13 protein-coding genes and 1 riboswitch are annotated in these 18,218 nt (G+C 43.1%); of the genes, 1 reads left to right on the top strand and 12 read right to left on the bottom strand.

Annotated features, from left to right (window positions below; genetic code table 11):
* Positions 1-16 precede the first annotated feature (16 nt).
* A complete protein-coding gene (locus ACP8HG_RS17915) occupies positions 17-1,828 on the top strand; it encodes a helix-turn-helix domain-containing protein (RefSeq protein WP_438297484.1) in 1,812 nt (603 codons plus the stop codon).
* Between the two features lie 50 nt (positions 1,829-1,878).
* On the opposite strand, the gene wrbA is transcribed toward ACP8HG_RS17915, so the two are convergent.
* The 12 genes from wrbA to abc-f form a co-directional block, all read right to left on the bottom strand.
* On the bottom strand, positions 1,879-2,562 hold the full coding sequence (gene wrbA, locus ACP8HG_RS17910) for an NAD(P)H:quinone oxidoreductase (RefSeq protein WP_082786455.1): 684 nt from the start codon (positions 2,560-2,562) through the stop codon (positions 1,879-1,881).
* Between the two features lie 22 nt (positions 2,563-2,584).
* Complete coding sequence (locus tag ACP8HG_RS17905; protein WP_067204585.1) at positions 2,585-3,196, bottom strand: alpha/beta hydrolase; 612 nt, start codon at positions 3,194-3,196, stop codon at positions 2,585-2,587.
* Between the two features lie 18 nt (positions 3,197-3,214).
* Positions 3,215-4,153, bottom strand: coding sequence for a ring-cleaving dioxygenase (locus ACP8HG_RS17900; RefSeq protein ID WP_187046427.1), 939 nt, complete (start codon positions 4,151-4,153; stop codon positions 3,215-3,217).
* A gap of 334 nt (positions 4,154-4,487) precedes the next feature.
* Positions 4,488-5,690 carry a DUF3238 domain-containing protein gene (locus ACP8HG_RS17895; RefSeq protein WP_438297481.1) on the bottom strand — a complete coding sequence of 401 codons (1,203 nt, stop codon included), beginning with the start codon at positions 5,688-5,690 and terminating at the stop codon, positions 4,488-4,490.
* Between the two features lie 55 nt (positions 5,691-5,745).
* Positions 5,746-6,405, bottom strand: a complete 660-nt coding sequence (gene thiE, locus ACP8HG_RS17890; protein ID WP_067204577.1) for a thiamine phosphate synthase — start codon at positions 6,403-6,405, stop codon at positions 5,746-5,748.
* On the bottom strand, positions 6,398-7,228 hold the full coding sequence (gene thiD / locus ACP8HG_RS17885; RefSeq protein WP_438298675.1) for a bifunctional hydroxymethylpyrimidine kinase/phosphomethylpyrimidine kinase: 831 nt from the start codon (positions 7,226-7,228) through the stop codon (positions 6,398-6,400). Before thiD ends, thiE begins: the two co-directional genes overlap by 8 nt.
* 79 nt (positions 7,229-7,307) lie before the next feature.
* Positions 7,308-7,413: riboswitch (TPP riboswitch) on the bottom strand.
* A 376-nt stretch (positions 7,414-7,789) separates the two neighbouring features.
* A complete protein-coding gene (locus ACP8HG_RS17880; RefSeq protein WP_438297479.1) occupies positions 7,790-8,332 on the bottom strand; it encodes a histidine phosphatase family protein in 543 nt (180 codons plus the stop codon).
* Positions 8,333-8,544: 212 nt separating this feature from the next.
* Positions 8,545-9,075, bottom strand: a complete 531-nt coding sequence (locus ACP8HG_RS17875) for a hypothetical protein (RefSeq protein WP_187046424.1) — start codon at positions 9,073-9,075, stop codon at positions 8,545-8,547.
* Between the two features lie 11 nt (positions 9,076-9,086).
* Positions 9,087-10,268, bottom strand: a complete 1,182-nt coding sequence (locus ACP8HG_RS17870; protein WP_067204556.1) for a ParM/StbA family protein — start codon at positions 10,266-10,268, stop codon at positions 9,087-9,089.
* Positions 10,269-11,013: 745 nt separating this feature from the next.
* Positions 11,014-11,928, bottom strand: a complete 915-nt coding sequence (gene hprK, locus ACP8HG_RS17865) for an HPr(Ser) kinase/phosphatase (protein WP_067204553.1) — start codon at positions 11,926-11,928, stop codon at positions 11,014-11,016.
* Between the two features lie 591 nt (positions 11,929-12,519).
* On the bottom strand, positions 12,520-15,186 hold the full coding sequence (locus ACP8HG_RS17860) for a DEAD/DEAH box helicase family protein (RefSeq protein WP_438297476.1): 2,667 nt from the start codon (positions 15,184-15,186) through the stop codon (positions 12,520-12,522).
* Positions 15,187-16,039: 853 nt separating this feature from the next.
* The gene (gene abc-f / locus ACP8HG_RS17855) at positions 16,040-17,710 is read right to left on the bottom strand and encodes a ribosomal protection-like ABC-F family protein (RefSeq protein ID WP_438297474.1); all 1,671 of its coding nucleotides are present in this window, start codon (positions 17,708-17,710) and stop codon (positions 16,040-16,042) included.
* Between the last annotated feature and the right edge of the window lie 508 nt (positions 17,711-18,218).

The raw sequence follows: 18,218 nt of genomic DNA, 5'->3' as shown, positions 1-18,218 counted from the left end.
CGAAAGGAGAAAAGAGATGAAAACAGATAAGACAACTAATCCTTTATTACAAGGGAAGTTAAGGGATGTCGAACTGACAGTTTTAGTCGACAGCATTCGTTCAATCACTTCCAGTTTGGACCTTGACGAAGTTTTGGGGGAAATCATGCGGAATGCACTCAAAGTGATTCCAGCTACAGATGCAGGGTATTTAATGCTTTACGACGTGGGGACAGAGCGGCTACTAGTAAAAGCACCACTTGGGTTTAATGACAACATTTACAATTTCAAAGTGAAACCAGGAGAATCTATTACAGGGACTGTATTCGAGGATGGGCTAGGACTGATATTCAACTCCAAAGAAGAAATACTCAAGGCAATGGATCAGCACCATGTTTCAAAATCGAACTTTCATCATATTATTTCATCCGCAAACATCCCAGAAGCACTTATTTGCGTACCCATTTCCATTGAAGATAAAAGGATTGGCATCATGATTACCCATCAATGGCATCGAAAAAAAGTGTTAGATGAACATGATCTTCTCCTACTGCAGGCGTTTGCTGAACAAGCCGCTATCGCCATTCAAAATGCACAGTACTTTACAGAAGCAAATAATCGAATCGAAAAAATCACACAATTAAGTGCGCAGCTGGAAGAACGAAATATTCAACTTCAAAAAAGGCATAAAGTGCATGAAACATTGACCACTATTTCGTTGGAGAATAAAGGTCTCGAGGCAATCGTCCATGAATTCAACCTAATGCTCAATTCACCCGTTACCTTTTTCAACGTCATTGAAGACAAATTCTATTTACATGACCCTAATGAAATACCTAATTTCGATCAATTTGAACTGAAAAAAATCTTTTTAACAAGAAGGAAACCTATCCACCTCAAAGCGAATCACCCTTCCGTAAAAACCTATTATATCTACCCTGTTTATAATGGCCCTGTTTTTCTTGGGTGTTTCCTGATTCACGTGACCGAAGAAATTTCCGAGTCAGACCGAATTGCACTCGAACAAGGCAGTTCCATATTAGCTTTGGAATTAATCAAAAATCAAACCGTCACTGAATACTTTTATAAAAAGACGCACGAACAATTCCTTGCGCTGTTAAACGCAAAAAACGATGAACATCTTGAAACACTAGCAAAGGAGTTCGGTCTAAACGCCTCCACACATTGGTTTATGGCGATTTTTGAAATACCGAATTACACAGATTTGCAGCTACTGGAAATCAAGATTCACCATCTAGTCCTGAAATTAAAAAACGAACTAACCAAGACTGAAACAATGATTTATGGGTTACAAAATCGAGTCATCTTCTTCGCCTCTATAACAGAATCCAGCCACTTTAAGATCTTCCAACAAAAGTTCGACATCGTCAAAGAAGAGTGGGATGCGAAGGATCAACATTCTTTCCGCGCTGGCATTAGCTCGACTTATAAAGGATTACACGCCATTAAAAAGATTTACGAAGAAGCGAACAAAACACTGACCTACCTAACCTCACGTAATCGACTGGATATCATTCGTTACGAAAACATTGGATTAAACAAGCTTTTTTTAAATCAGCCGCCCAGGGAAATCCAACAATTTATCGATGAGGTCTTTCTTCCCCTATCCTACCCTCATGAAAAAAAGTCCGAGTTGGAAGAAACCTTGCTGACCTATTTCGAATCAAACCGTTCCGCTACAAAAACAGCTGAAAAACTACATATTCACATCAACACACTATATCAGCGCATTCGAAAAATTGAACACGTACTGCAACTCGACTTAAACGACAATGAAGACTCTTTGAAAATACACCTAGCCTGTCATCTACGTTCTACTTATGTATAAAAATTGAAAAAGCCGACCTATCATAAGGTCGGCTTTCTTCGTATTACGTGTTATGCGTTCATACTTTTCAATGCTGTTCCAACTTTTACTGTACGTCCCGCCTGATGAGCAACTGCCGCTTTAATTGCCGCTTCGTCATCCGCTATTTTTCCATCTTGTCCGACAGTTACGCTTGTACCGTACGGGTTACCACCAGCTGCAAATGTAACTGCGTCGGTGAAACCTGGTGCCGCAACAATTGCTCCCCAGTGGTACATTGTTGTGTATAAGGAAAGAATTGTTGCTTCCTGACCGCCATGTGGGTTTTGTGCTGAAGACATTGCGCTTACTGCTTTATTAGCGAGCTTGCCTTGGAACCAAAGACCACCTAATGTATCGATGAAACTCTGGATTTGCCCAGGTACATTACCGAAACGTGTCGGTACACTAAAGATAATCGCGTCCGCCCACTCAAGATCTTCTCCTGTTGCAACAGGTACATCTTTCGTTGCTTCAGCATGCGCTTTCCAGCCCGGAGATGAATCGATTGCAGCTTGTGGAGCTGTTTCAGCCACTTTCATCAGTCGTACTTCAGAACCTGCTGCTTCAGCCGCCTCTGCAGCCCACTGTGCCAATTGGTAGTTCGTACCGCCTGAACTGTAATATACGATTGCTGTTTTTGTTTTTGTCATGTTTACCGTCTCCTCTTTACTTGTTGTAGTGTTTTTGCCGAATAACCTGTCTAAAAAACTCATTTTTTTATCTCCGCTTCTCTTTTCATTTCACAAATGTTGTTTTGTACCACTCTGCCGCTGCGTCCACTTCCGTACGCGTTAGCGAATGACCATTCATTTCCCAGTGAACTTCCGTCACTGCGCCCGCGCCTGCCAATAATTCCTTGAGATCTTCTGACTCCTTCGCAGGGCAAATCGGATCATTTTTTCCTGCGGTGATGAACACCGGAATGCCGGCTAAATCTGGCAAGTCGATCCCACGCCTCGGTACCATCGGGTGATGAAGAATTGCGCCTTTCAAAGCCTCTGCATAATGGAACAGCAGGCTTGCTGCGATGTTCGCTCCATTAGAATAACCAACCGCAACGACATTCAACCTGTCAAAACTATTTTCTTTTGCAGCTTCATCCAGAAACGCATTCAATTCCTTCGTACGGAAGATTAAATCCTCCTCATCGAATACCCCTTCCGCCAATCTACGGAAGAAACGCGGCATGCCGTTTTCAAGGACATTTCCTCGAACACTTAGTACCCCAGCATCGGGGTCAATTAAGTCGGCAAGTCCCAGTAAATCCTGTTCTGTGCCTCCTGTGCCGTGAAGCAAAAGTAACACCGGTTTTGAAGCATCTTTTCCTGGTTTATAAATATGTTTCATAGTATATCTCTCCTCGTATCAATCAATTTCTCGCACTTCAAAAGGGATCAAAGAAGATTCCAGCTGTTCGCGACTGTGCTCATATTGCGTTGGAAGCATAAGATTTTCTCCCATCGTCTCCACGGACTCGTCATGTGCAAAGCCTGGTGCATCCGTTGCAATTTCAAACAAAATATTTCCGTGTTCTCGGAAGTAAATCGCATTGAAATAGTTTCTGTCTTTCACCGGAGTCACGCCATAACCATTCTCTTCAACAAGTGATTTCCAGTCCAGTTGATCCGCATCATCTTCAGCGCGCCAAGCGATATGGTGTACAGTGCCGACACCCATTTGTGCACGACCTGATGATGTTGTTTTCAAATCGACGACATTGCCAATGTCCGCTGTTGAGCGAAACCGGATGTATTCGCCTTCTTCACCGATTTTTTCAAGCCCCATAACTTGTTCAAGAAGATGAGCCGTTTTTTCAGGTTGTGTAGATAATAGCGTTGCGCCGCCAAACCCTTTTATAGCGACATCCGCTGTTATTTCACCAACCATCCATTCATTCTTTACCCCATCTTCTCGCTCGACAATCTCAATTCTCAAACCGTGTGGATCATCAAATGATACATACGTTTCACCAAAGCGGTTTGATCTGCTAAACGCAATCTTAAATTTCTCAAGACGGTTTTCCCAGAAAGTCATTGCCCCGACCGGTACTACGTACGACGTAACACCGACTTGACCATCCCCAATTGTTCCTTGGCGAGCATTAGCCCATGTGAAAAACGTAATGATCGTACCCGGTGCACCGTTTCCATTACCAAAGTAAAGATGATACGTCCCCGGATCATCGAAGTTGACGGTTTTCTTGACAAGACGCAACCCAAGAACACCCGCGTAAAAGTCGACGTTTTCTTGCGGATGTCCGACGATTGCAGTTATGTGATGAATGCCCATTGATTTTTTCGTCATATCAATTCTCTCCTCGAATTAGTAGAAAGTTATTTATCTTGAATTCAAGGTAATCATATCAAGCAGAGTTTTCTTTGTCAACGAGTTGGCTTGAAGTGAATAAATCAGATGTAAGAAACGAGTCACCGCCTGTCTTGTTAAATGATAGACGCTAAAAAATAAATAAAGAGGCTATCTAAGATAACCTCTTGTCACAGTACATTCATTATTACCAAGGTTCATCCTATCGAATAGTAGGGATGCATAATTCGCTATCTACGCAACTCATATTTTTCCTTTCCGGATAAACAATGAACTCCTTCCATTTATGACAACGGAAGGAGTTCATTGTTTACTATTCAAAATTAGAGATTCGCCAGTACTGCCAAGCAATTACCTCGGACATCCACGCGAGCCCCTTACTTTCCGCTTGGTGAATTGGTTTCCATTCATTCTCTTCACCGCGCATCAGGTAAATCTCATGATGGGGCGCCTGATCGTGGTAACCCGTCATATCAAACGTTCCGTCCTGCCTCATAACTGCCCGCACTTCATAGTTAATGTCAGGGGCCGTTGTAAGGGGATTGCCGACAGCATGCAGAAGATGAAATCCCGCTTCGTCTTCCCCGTGATTTGTCCGTTTCAACGTAATCCCATCGTGTGAAGCGGTTGCTTGTTTCCTAAAGCGCTTAAAAGCATCATAGACAATCGATGGCCCAACATCCCTTGTAAACGTCAACGGAGAACGTTCAAGGTCATATGCCAGTTCGATGTCCACTCGGGTCCGATAACTGGCTCCATTTGAATCGAATCCCCTGTCATCCCCTTTAAAATAACGATTTCGCGATAAAAGATTCGGATTCAACACCCAGTCATCCTGCAAAAACGTCATGTAGCGGAACCCCCACCTATCTACATTCGGGAGACGAACTCTGTCTTGAACAGGCGTCAGCAACTCCCTCGGCTTGGCAATGGATTTTGTCACCGAAAACTGTTCAATCACCGCTTCTGCCTTCGACGAAACCGGATTCAACAGCCCAAAAACAGTGGAGACAATCGACTGAAAGACGTTGAATCGTTCTTCCGACTTCGCAAGTGAACGCTTAGATTTAATCGTATACGTATAGATTTCATCCAACGAAAAATCCCTGTCGATGTAAGAATTACCGACCGCCGTTGTCATATGCGTCCCATTTCGGTAGACATCATATTCAGCGACATCTTTAATTTCCTCCCAAGACAATGCAATTTGCGTCTTTGCGACAATCGTTGTCATGACAAGTGACTGAAGCGGACTTTCTTTGTTTTTCTGTTCAGCAAATGCTGACGTTTGCAATGCAATAACGTCAATTACAATACCATCTTCAACACGTTCGATTACGTAATTATATAGTTTCGCATGCTTGAAATCACCGTCACTAAATTCAGAGACCGTTCCTTCATACAAATGATGCCCGTCTCTATAAACTTTGTAAGTTCCGCCGACATCATTCCATGTGAAATAGATTAGATCTGCCTTATGCAAAACGGTTTGTATTTCAAACAGTTTCTTTTTCATCCGCACACCACACCCCTTACTTGGAAGTGTGGTATATTTCGCGAGCAGTTAAACATTACATTTCAATACCTGTTAATGAAAGAAGGACCGCACCTTTTAAACGACTTGCTGCTTCTCCAGGATCTTCTTCTCCAGAAATTGCAGAAATAACCGCTACCCCTGACGCACCCGCTTTAATGATAGCACCGGCTCTGCGTTCTGAAATTCCGCCAATCGCAACAATTGGTAAGCCAGGTAACAACGATGCCACTTCCCTAATTGTCTCGATACCAATAACCGGTTGCGTATCCATTTTCGTCTGTGTCTCATAAACTGGACCTAGACCGATATAATCAGCCCCAGCATCAGCTGCCGCAATCGCTTCTGTTACATTATGCGTAGAAACACCTATTAGCATGTCTGGACCAACCTTGTCACGCACTGCTGAAATATATCCGTCTTCCTGCCCGATATGAATACCGTCTGCACCAATTTCAATCGCAAGACCTATATCATCATTGACAATGAAAGGTACACTATATTGTTCACATAATTGCTGACACGCTTGTGCAAAAGCCTTCAATTCTTCACCCGTTAATGCACCAGGCCCTTTTTCACGTAATTGAAAGCTCGTTATACCACCCTTTAACGCCTCTTCTAAGACATGTAACGGGTCGCGTCCCGCCAAATTCACTGTACCCATGATGAAATATAAGTTAACTGTTTGCTTATCCATAAACTACAACCCCTTCCATTGTCTTGTTACCGCGGCGTCCATATGCCCAGTGATTCGTCGGACCATGGCCGCCACCAATTTTAAGTCCATCTTCAATTGCTGCGTGGATAAAACATTTTGCAGAAACAACTGCATTCGCTGCCGTTTCCCCATTTGCCAAAAACGCTGTCAGTGCCGCCGAATACGTACACCCTGTTCCATGCGTATCTTTCGTATCAATCCATGGTGCGCGAACCGAGAACCGTTCCCCGTCAGCCCCCATGAACAGATCTTCCGCATAAGGCGCTTCTTTCCGGTGGCCCCCTTTAATAAGAACCGCCCCCGCGCCCAACGCTATTATATGTTTCGCCGCTCGTTCTATGTCTGCATTCGTCTTTATTTCCATTCCTGCAAGCACTTCTGCTTCTGGAATATTAGGTGTAACAATAGCTGCAAGAGGTACAAGTACAGTCTTCAACGCTTCAACCGCCTGTCTTTCTAGCAATGAAGCACCCCCTTTCGCAATCATTACCGGATCAATGACAAGTGGAATTCCGCTCCAATGAAACGCCTCTCCCACTGCATAGATAATTTCTGTCGAAAAGAGCATCCCTGTCTTAATCGCTTTAACATCAAAATCTTCAATAACTGCCTGTATTTGCGCTTTAATAATAGCGGTGTCAACCGGCTGTATCGCCGTCACTCCAAATGTATTTTGCGCTGTCACCGCTGTCAGTGCCGACGTACCGAAAACACCCAATTCTTGGAACGTCTTCAAGTCTGCCTGAATACCCGCACCACCACCACTATCCGACCCCGCAATTGTCAATGCCACACGTACCATTCGATTCGCCACCCTTTTATTTATACTAAAAAGCCGCTTCCCGGTGGCGTAAGAAAGCGGCTAGCCATTTAACTATTCGTAAAAGGCGTACCCACTTTCCTACGCCGGTATAATCCGGATCAGGTTCCAAGGGTCCGCGCATTCATGCACGTCTCAGCCTAAAAAAGGCTCCCCTAGTGGTTGTTAAACTATTCAGCTTTGTAGCAAGTGTAACATATCTAGTGTGAGATTGTGGGAATGTTTGGTCCATTTTCAATAGAAGCATAGAGTAATGGAAATAAAAAACTCCATCAAATAGGTTCAATATATATAATAAACTCGTTTCACGTGGTAACAGTTTATTCCATTCTATCGTCGATAAGAGTATAGTTAATGACATAAACAGAAAGAAGGCGCAGTTTATGCATAAAGCAGACAGCAGACCGAATAATCCCGACAAATCCATGTGGATCAGTCTTTTCGGGGCACTCGTTATTATTGCAGTGGTCATTATTACTAATCTTACAATGGGTTAACATTCACTAAAACCTAGATAGGCCGACATCACAGCGGCCTGTTTTTTTATTCAGAACCCCAAATTCTTTCCACTTCTGAGTCCCCATCCTTAATCCGTATAACATACACGTCTGGATTCGTCAGTGCCTGCCACTGCCCAAAATCGAATCGCTCATCATAACACCTTAATAATAGCGCCATTAAATTCCCGTGTGTCACAAGCACTGTCCGCGAACCGTCACCCAGCTCATCCACAACATCACAGACCCTCGACATCGCTTCACTCGAAGATTCCCCACCTTCATATTTTAGATGAAGGTCAAAAAACGTATCTTCCAGCTTTATCAACCAATCCTCGAAATCCATTGAACTTAGCACGCGCTCCATAAGCCGACTATCCACCTCTACATGCAACTTCTTCCGCTCAGCTATAGGCCAGCCCGTCTGACGTGCACGAGAAAACGGACTCGTAATAATCCGTTCCACTTCGATATCTTCGAAAAACGCTACAAGCTGATCCGCCTGCAAAATCCCTTCAGCAGTCAATTCCGCGTGTGGTGCCTGTCCTTCTGCGGAGCAATGACGCACGATGTAAATAACTTTTTCCATACCCGCTTCACCCCATTCTTCTTACTAAATAGACATACAACCCATTCGCAAACTAGCTGTAGTCATCCCTATTACTCTTTTTCCCTTGTATGCTCCAAAGAAAACATCTCAATGTCTTAGATTCCTTAGAAATCACGACAAAAAGTGCCTGTACAATAAACCATCATGAAAATTTAAACATTCATGGTGGTTTCTTATGCAGGCACTCACTATTATTTATTCATCTGAGCAAGGAAGTCAGCTAGAGGGTCTTCCTCTTCTACAACAGAGGTTTCTTCTGGCTCCTTTAACTGTTCCCAATCAAAATTATCCAGATCATCCTCTATGTTAATCAATTGATGTTCTGTTTCCACCTCAACGGCAGCGCTCGTTTCTTCCTGCAAATATAATGCTGCATTTACATCTATTGCATTGCTGTTCAATGATGCAAAGAGAGATGCTGTGCGGATTGGATCGGACATCAACTGATAGACGATACTCCCTAGTAGCGCCTCGGAATGTTCGTGCTTTAACCAATCACGTTGCGCTTTAGTTAACCCTTTTGGGAGCGGAATTGTTATGGCCTCTCTATGCTTTAAAAGTGAGTCATTCACCCCATCTATCACGAACTCCGCAATTTTACTGGAAAAGTTTCTTCTTTCGACTTCTTTTAACTTTTGCAGTTGCTTTAGTGTGTGGTCAGATGTATCTGATGGGAGACGAAATGTAATGGGCTGTCCCCTTTTTAATCCCGCGTCATTCATGCATAGTCACCTTACTTTGTTTTAACTAACTTTTCTTCTTCTTTAATTTTGACTTGTTGATTTTTTTTCGCAAAGTCTGAAATTAACTTGTAATAAGCGTTGGCCATCATCCAAACACTTTCTTTTTCATCTTCAAAGAAATCGATATTATAACCATCTAAGCTATTATTTAACGTTTTAAGATAGTCTTTAAGGACAATAGAGCCTCCGCCAATGAAATAGCAAATCTCAGATTGCGAGTTTCTTGCCCATACATTCCGTAAATGGCGGTATTGCTTTTTCGCTAGCTCCAAGAGAATCCGGTCTACAATGTCATGAACACTTGTCCGGCTTCCTTTTACCATAATATGATTACGGTTATTTTTCTTCGTTATAATGTCCACAACATCTAGACGACTGTCCAACTCTACGCCATGTCTAACATAAATTTCTTCCCGAATAGCATCCAGAGACTCTGAAACACCCAAGTTAAAGCCTTGTGCCTTATCATCATCAACTTTACGATTCCTAATAACCGCAACATCCGTTGATAACCCACCGATGTCTTGTATCAAGATTTGTTTATCGATTAATTCTTTATTAATGATGTTTAAATTATTATCCATTACAAGGTTGATAAACGCAGCAAAGCCTTCCGGATAAACCTTTACTTCATCAAATTTAATATTTACTTTTATACCTTGATATTTAGGTGTAACCAAAAACTCTACTTGGTGAACAGAGCTAAGCAATTGGGAACGATAACCAACGTCTTTCCCTTCCTTTACTTCTCTCAGTGGAAGTCCTGTACCTAGTGTATACGTAGCTTCAATTACATTATTATTACGTTTAAAAATACCTTTATTCTCATCACGAGCTGCATCTATTGCAAGTGCCGCGAACAACATCACCAAAGTTTGATCTTCCTCAGATTTGTTGCTACCTGGATCTAGTTCAGTTGAATTACCACTTTTCGTAGCAAGATTCCCAACACGGTAAATAGCGTTGTTATCTTTTAATGTTGGAGAGTGCAAACGAATATGAATGCCATCAGTAGGCTCTTGGTTGTCTAGTTCTTCAATGCCGATAATCGGACGATCTGCAATATCTTGTGCAATTACATTGGGTATATTGAGTTCTGCTTCCAATTTACCGAAAATGGCTTTTAATGAATCGTTTCCTACGTCAATTGCTGCAATACGTGTTTCTGTCATAAAAATCATCCTCCCCAATTATTCTATCTTTCTATTGAAATGGTACTGGAATTTTGTTGGCAGGTCAATCCAATTCAACTATTTAACACACAAATGTAATAATGTGTACCCAGCTGTAAACTTGTACACATTAGCGTATACACGCGCCACCACTGGTTGCGTACGTGTTTGTACACTTGTACACATTAATGTTTACAAATGTATACATTAACGTATACAAGTACACTGTAATGTATACATCCACAAAAATAGTTAAGATGGACGTTTACTCAAGTTCGATATAAGCCCTCCTTCCCCTTCCCTTCCTAACTTCAAGCTGAAGCAGAGCTTGCTTACCATTCAATAAAAAGGGTATTTCACAAATAAAACCCATTAGACATTCCCTTACTTTTCTAAAGTGCCAGTGATTATAAGTTGTTATTCGATCTGTTCCCACCTTCATTACAAGCATGCGAGCTGTTGACCAAGCAATTTCGGCTTCTCAGATTCACCTCTAACATGCCTTTACGGGTTAAATAGTATCATCAATCACCAATTAGCTTACGCCACACTCCAGGCCCCCAGCTACATCTAGGAGTAACCTGACTAATAATAGGTGGCCAAACAAGACAAAATGACAACCATTTCATACACCAAAATAAAAAACGTGAAAAAGAGTAGACATCTATTTGAATGTCTACTCTTTTTCACGTGTTTACGTACTCCTACTAATTATTCCAAACCCACCAAACGCAGCTACTCAATACTAAGGCGTATCTGACTCAATCCGTTTCATGAATTCCTCTACTGCGCTATAACCTTGCTGCTTTAAATACCAGTTATTCGCCGCGGCTTCAATCAAACCTGCGATATCACGCCCCGGTTGAAGTTGAATTTGGATATGCGGAATCTGGACGTCCATGTATTCCACAAACTTCGTTTCCTGCTCTAATTCATTATTCAAGTCATTTTCTTTCCACTTAGTCAATTCGATGTCCAGTGCAATCCGCGTTTCATCCTGGAAAGCGGCTCTTCCATAAAGGCGCACCACATTTAACAAGCCAATACTACGCAACGCAAGAAATTCTTTGCTGTTTTCGTCGTGCGTGCCGAGTAATGTTTGTGGGCTAAGCTTTTTCAACACCACGACATCATCTGCTACAAGCCGATGTCCCCGACCAATCAATGTATGAGCCGTCTCGCTTTTCCCTACACCAGACTTGCCGCGGAGTAGAATACCCATTCCCGATACATTGACGCAAACGCCGTGTATTGCAATTTCTGGAGCCATTGCTTTCACAACATACGCATCTAATTTCGCACTCAATTCACTCGTGGAATCACGAGTACGTAACACCGGAATTTTCTCTTCCGTACAGTATTGAATCAGGCCCAGTGGCTCTTCCTGCTGGGATGTAATGATGATACATGGGGGCGCATATTGAACAATATTTGCAATCCGTAGCATACACTCCTCAAACGTCAGCGTATGAAGGTAATTAACTTCATTTTTCCCCAGAATTTGAACATGTTCTTTTGCAATAAAGTCAAATATATCCATAAACTCTAATCCTGGACGACGCACTTTGGATTTTTTTATAATACGATGCAATTGGTCGTGTCCGCTTAACACTTCCAATGAAAACGTATTGACTATCTCTTCAATCGTAATCGTTTTCATGAACAGCCTCCATTCTGCAGTCTTCTTACATGACCTCTTCGTTTACTTTACCACCAATTGGAGCTAATTCTTAGCGACTATCTCCGACTTAAAACTACACTAAATATGTTCAATAAATGAATCCGGCGTATGCGCTTTACAAGGGCTTTTGGGAGGCCATTGAAAAAGCCCTTGTACTTGAAATGAATTAGGATTCCCACTAATACCGCTTCGACGCTTTGTGGATGCCTCCCGCGATAAGCCAGAAAGAAGACCTCTTTCAGTCTTATCGCTCCGGCTACCACGAAGTCGCGCCTTCGCTGGATGGCCTATTTGAGAAAGCGCATTTCGTTATCTGTGATGGAATCTGCAACTTAGAGTGCATCTTTCTTGACTATGAATAGTATCAACTAGTAATCACATTATAATCTCGGTATAGACATCTCAAAATTACATTTCTCTCGATAATTAACACCCTAGCGCTCGCGAGGCAAAGACATCCCCACAGCGCCAAGCGTTCTACAATCCACACCTCGAATTACAACTCTCTCATTATTGAGTACCATAACAGATTCAATGGGATTCTTTAATTCAACATATATACATGCCTTCTTATCGCCATCCACTGGTCCGTTCTACTGTTGGTACGAACGAACTGGATAATGCCTTCATCCGCACTTCTAGCAGTTTAAGACGCCCCTCGACAGTTCTTGTGTAGATGAAATCTGACTTTCCAACCCGGCGTTTCCACTCTTCCAAGAAAAAGCTCACGTATTCTTTCTTTTGTCCGATTACTTGCGGGATAGCATGATAATCAGATCTCTTCCAAAGTTTTCCTGCCTTACGAATTAGTATATATCGTGGATTTTCAATTGGATTAAGAAATTCCTTCAATGCGGTCATGAAGATTGTCTTCTCATGCGTCGTCCCTTCTTCAAGCCAGCATGTATATGTCCCTCCGCCGTCTCGCGTCACCCGGATCATCTTGTTATGGAGTGGCGTTATAACAGCACCTGCATGAAGCATGGATGCATAGACAGTTTCCGCAATCTCTTTCATACTCGCTTCTATGGAAGGATGCTTGCTATACAACTTCACCGTTTTATAGCAAGAAGGTGCTGCAAAAAGGAGCCCGAGCACTGTCGCAATCGCCATTCCTTCTCCGAATGAAAACGCACCAAGCTTTCGGAAAAGATTGCTAAAATCGACTACTGCTTCTAAAGCGATAAACCCCGTGATCCACAAAAGACCTCTCAATGTGTTATCTAAATAATATGGACGCGGCAAGGAGCGTTTATCCGCCACGATTTCCTCGGTCATTTCACGGCCTCCATCAATGGCTCTTTGCCAACGGACGAAAAAAGTGTCCCGTTTGCTTGCACGTTGTACCATTTCATGATTTAACATGGTAACGCGCTCCACCGTGCCTGGGGGAGCCCCAGTCTCCAGTCGAGCAATGCCCGTTTCGATGATATCTCGCTTTGCTCCTATGCCAATTAGTGATCGAAATCTCCGCGTTAGATTATCATAATCCGCTCCTCCACCTGCATCAATTCTATCCACACAGACCAGATGCCAGATGGAAGACGTTTTAGCCTGATCATTTCGATCTGTCCGAATCGCACGTCCGCGCATTTGATTTGACAGCATAAAGGAACCGACATTAGACGCCAAAATAAGTGAATTTATGCAAGGCGCATCCCATCCTTCTCCAAGGAGGGCGGCCGTCCCGGTTAGTACATCCACGCCGCCCCTTTTGAGAACTTCGGTCATTATTGCGACCATCTGTTGCCGATCACCCGAGCCTACCTCAATTCGGATAAAGGACGCATCAACGTCAAGCGGTGATGCAACGACTGTCAACCCACGGTTATTTGCTGCCTCCTCAAATATGGACCATGCACTCACTGGCAGGACGACAATCGATCCAGTTAGGATCCCCGGTTTAACGTACGGACCGAGGTTTCTACGCAGCACTTCAAATATGGGGACGACACCAAGGCGAGCAAATGGAAGCTCATCCCCCTTTTTTAATGGCATATCCGCAGCTCGAATGTAATCTGTCAAAATAACCATGCGGAGCTGTTCACCGAGAAGCGCTTTTTCCGCTTTCACAATTTCTTCTATACTCTTCAATTTTGATGCACTATGTATGAGTCCCCTCTTTATGGACGCATTTGAAAGAAGTACGACTTTCCGACGTTCCACCGCCCCGATACGCGTTAAACGTTTTCGTATGTCCTTTAAAATGACATCTTTATCATCCACCTGAAATAACAAGCCCGTAAGCAACTCTTCAAGCCAAGGAAGCGACAACTCCGGCATTTGCTCATCTTTCATTCCGATGATAGGCAGGGCATGGACGTATGCTTGTGAACCGTTATTTTTCAAGAACAAAAGCATACTGGAAAAAACACCTGGACTGGACAAAATCTGCTCTACATGTGCTTCTGGTTCAGCTATCCATGGATGCTTTTCGAGATACATCACAAATTCTTTATCCTTGATCAGTTGCTCGATGAACTTATCCACTTCGTCACGAAACTCTAGAATTCGCATCATTTCATCCGCTTCGGGAATTGAATAGTGAATAAAATCCTGGTGTGGACAAAGTTCCGACGCTTTCACAAGCTCGGGTACCGATATTTCCAGATCAATCGGTCCGCACAATGCGACATAACGCTGCCACTCTGCAGCACCTACATCGAAAGGCGGTGTAGCAGTCAGCGCAACGACAACAGGTTCACCAAGTCTCTCCTTCACATCCATCATCGTCCTCCACCAAGATGTGCGAAGATGGTGTGCTTCATCCAATATTAGTGTGCCAAAACCAATCTGATCCAGTTCACGGATTAGATCGTCACCACTTCCAGTAAAACTGTCTTCTACCGTTTCATCGTCAGTCTGACCTTCATCATCATCGGTTATTTTTTCTTCTCGTCTATTAAATAGACTATGTAACGATTGATAGGTCGTCACCGTGACAAATGCAGGTTTCTTTAAATTAGTCGACATCCAGGTAGGAAGTTCATTTCCAAGGAATAGCTCGGTGAACCTCTCCATCCACTGCGCCCGAATGGCCACGGTCGGCGCAACAATCAAGGTCGGTCGATCAAGCCGAAGCATAACTTCAAGACCTAGGACCGTTTTTCCAGATCCCGGTGGCGCCACGAGATGAAGATGCCCATTCACAAGATGACTTTCCAGTTCGTTCAGTATGCGTCTCTGATATGAACGCCACTCATAACAGAATTGGATGTTATCCGGAAACCGTTCCACAATTTACTCCCCCTTTGACAAGACTGGTCTTCCATACCCCGCTCATTTTTACTTATACTCAAATTATACCAAATGGACACCACCTTTTCTTACTTGTTAGCGGAAAGTTTTATCTACAGAAACTTGTGTATTCGCCATTAGATGCTGAAACTTTTTTATGGAATGAAAAACAGCGTCCCTTTTTGGCAGACGCTGTTTTGAATGACTATTTTCATTTAAAGCAAATACAGAACCCTTTCAGTGGTCTCTATCCACAAAACACTTTGTTTCCACTATCTTCACACTACTAGACTATTTGTTTCGGAAAAAACATTGTCAATATATGTTGAATTAAAGAATACCACTGAATCTACTGTGGTGCTCAATAATCAGAGAGTTGTAATTCGGGGTATGGATTGTAGAACGCTTGGCGCTTTGGGGATGCCTCTCACCGTAAGCCTGGATTAGCGCTTCGCATCCAGTCTTACAGCTTCGGCGACCCCTTTGCCGCGCCTGCGCTAGGGTGTTCATTATCGAGAGAAATGTGAATTTGAGATGTATATAATGTGATTACTTTTTGCTACTCATTATATTCAAGAAAGACACACTCCAGCTTGCAGATTTCATCACAGATAATGAAATGCACTTTCTACATAGACCATCCAGCGAAGGCGCGACTTCGTGGTAGCCGGAGCGATAAGACTGAAAGCGGTCTTCTTTCTGGCTTATCGCGGGAGGCATCCACAAAGCGTCGAAGCGGTATTAGTGGGAATCCTAAACCATTCCAAGTACTAGGGCTTTTTCAGTGGCTTCCCAAAATCCCCTGTAAAGCGTATACGCCCTATTCATTTGTTCAACATGTAGAGTTCTCCATTCACTTCAATGCCCTTAATCTTCTACTTAACTCATTAAAAACCTTATCGAGGTCAGCATACCTTTTATCCCCTTGTTTCATCATACTCAACTGTCCCAGCACTGCCTGCAGCTCCGTTTCAAGCCGCAAACGTTCATCAGCAGTCTTTTCAGGTTGCACTGTGGCACTGCGCGCTTGCCATTCAGCATATGTTAGCGGTATTTTCCGCACTGTCCCTTGCTCGAATAGAAGCAGCCCGTCTGCCATTCGCTCTGTGAAATAACGGTCATGTGAGGCGAAAAGCAACGTTCCTGGAAACGTCTCCAGTGTCTTTTCGAGCTCTTCTCTAGAAGGTAAATCAAGATGATTCGTCGGTTCGTCCAACAGCAATACATCCGTTTCCTCGACAATGAACTGCATCAATTTAACCTTCACCCGCTCGCCAACGCTGAGGTCCGACAACGGCAGGTCCCACTGTTGCTTTGAAAATCCAAGGTTTGTCAAATGTGTACGGATTACGCCCTGTTCGCGGAACGTATCCACATGAAAATAATTCGCCATCGTCATGTCTTTTGGAAAGTCAGTTGCTGTCTGACTCAAATAACCAATCGTCATTCCGTTCGTTTTCCAGAGATTTCCTTTATAATTTTCTTCTCCAAGTATCATCCGGAAAAGCGTCGATTTCCCTGCACCATTTGGACCGATAAGACCAATCCGCTCACCCGCTTGTACAGTAAACGAGACGTCTGCAAAAAGTTCATGCCCGCTGAATAACTTTCGGACATCTTTTAACTCCATGACTCGCTTCCCTTTTTTCTTCCCACCTTTGACGTCAAAAGACACGCCAATTTCGTCTTTAGGCTTCTCAATACGATCTTTTTCCAATTCCCCTTCTAGCCGTTTATGCTTCGAGCGGATTTGGACATCGCGTTTTTTCGCCTTCATCCGGAAGTATTCCTTTGCCCCCATCATTCTTCCGCCCTTTTTCGTCGATTCCGCATGTGCCTTCGCAGACCAATTTTCCAACTCGGCGATTTGTTCTTCCACTTGCTCAATCTTTCGCTGTTGCTGTCCATAATGCTTCAACTGGACTTCCCGATTCGCGTCCTTCAGATTCCGGTATTGCGTATAGTTTCCTTTGTAGACCGTCAGTTTGCCGTGCTCAATTTCGAATACGAAATCCGCCGTCCTGTCGATGAAATGCCGATCATGGGAGACGATCAGATACGTACCAACATCCTCATTGATGATCCGGATCAATTCTTCCAGACTGTCACTGTCCAAGTGATTCGTTGGTTCATCCAAAAGGTTCAGCCTGCTCTTCTCAGCGAGCGCAGACGACAGCCGCATCTTCATCCGCTCTCCGCCGCTTGCAGAACTATATTCAGCACGCTCCGGTACTTTCCACTTCCGCCGGTACGTATGGGTTTCTGCCCGTTCCCAATCGATTGTCCCTTCGTCTTCCTGTTCCTGCCTAAAATAGGTGATGGACGGCGGCTTGCCATTCCAATTAACTGAACCTGACGTTGGCACTCTCTCCCCTGCTAGTAATGACAGCAGCGTCGTTTTCCCCGCACCATTTGCTCCAACAATCGCAATGCACACCCCTTCCGGAATATCCGCAGACACTCCATCAAAGATTACCGTTTCACCATGTGCTACTGATACTTGATTTAATGTTCCAATAAGCATATCCATTCCTCCAAGTTCGGAGGGAATACAAAAATCCCTCCGACATAAAATCGGAAGGATTAGTCATTATTCATCCAAATTCAAAGTTCTCTAAAAAGCCTCTTGTTCGTGCAAAGAGGAAGGAACTTATTTAAATGTGGACAGACTAATCCTATTTTCCGTTCGAATAAAAAATTCAGTTTCCGGAATCAAAAGATTAGTACTTCATTGTCCACACGTCATTCCTTCCTCTTTTAAAGTTATACATATTATAGCATACTATTCTGTTTTTCTAACCAAGTTACCATAATTCAAGAATAAATTATTCATTCATTTCTTTCTTCTGATACTGTAAAATTAGATAAACACTGAAAAACCCTTCTTTACTCTTTCATTTTACCGAAAATTTAGTTTCCTATTACAATATGGTGGTGATTTCTATTAAATTTAAAACTGTTATATTGCCTACTTTTATAATGTTGATTTTTTCGTTGATAGGATTTTGTACGAACGAGGGAGATTGTACAAT

The organism is Sporosarcina sp. FA15, assembly GCF_051550195.1.
Lineage (GTDB): Bacteria > Bacillota > Bacilli > Bacillales_A > Planococcaceae > Sporosarcina > Sporosarcina psychrophila.
The sequence above is the reverse complement of the archived record's forward strand: the minus strand, read 5'-3'. Positions and strand labels throughout refer to the sequence as shown.

Coding starts and splice junctions, on each gene's coding strand:
- ACP8HG_RS17915 (WP_438297484.1), top strand. CDS start 17: ATGAAAACAGATAAGACAACTAATCCTTTATTACAAGGGAAGTTAAGG.
- wrbA (WP_082786455.1), bottom strand. CDS start 2,562: ATGAGTTTTTTAGACAGGTTATTCGGCAAAAACACTACAACAAGTAAA.
- ACP8HG_RS17905 (WP_067204585.1), bottom strand. CDS start 3,196: ATGAAACATATTTATAAACCAGGAAAAGATGCTTCAAAACCGGTGTTA.
- ACP8HG_RS17900 (WP_187046427.1), bottom strand. CDS start 4,153: ATGACGAAAAAATCAATGGGCATTCATCACATAACTGCAATCGTCGGA.
- ACP8HG_RS17895 (WP_438297481.1), bottom strand. CDS start 5,690: ATGAAAAAGAAACTGTTTGAAATACAAACCGTTTTGCATAAGGCAGAT.
- thiE (WP_067204577.1), bottom strand. CDS start 6,405: ATGGATAAGCAAACAGTTAACTTATATTTCATCATGGGTACAGTGAAT.
- thiD (WP_438298675.1), bottom strand. CDS start 7,228: ATGGTACGTGTGGCATTGACAATTGCGGGGTCGGATAGTGGTGGTGGT.
- ACP8HG_RS17880 (WP_438297479.1), bottom strand. CDS start 8,332: ATGGAAAAAGTTATTTACATCGTGCGTCATTGCTCCGCAGAAGGACAG.
- ACP8HG_RS17875 (WP_187046424.1), bottom strand. CDS start 9,075: ATGAATGACGCGGGATTAAAAAGGGGACAGCCCATTACATTTCGTCTC.
- ACP8HG_RS17870 (WP_067204556.1), bottom strand. CDS start 10,268: ATGACAGAAACACGTATTGCAGCAATTGACGTAGGAAACGATTCATTA.
- hprK (WP_067204553.1), bottom strand. CDS start 11,928: ATGAAAACGATTACGATTGAAGAGATAGTCAATACGTTTTCATTGGAA.
- abc-f (WP_438297474.1), bottom strand. CDS start 17,710: ATGCTTATTGGAACATTAAATCAAGTATCAGTAGCACATGGTGAAACG.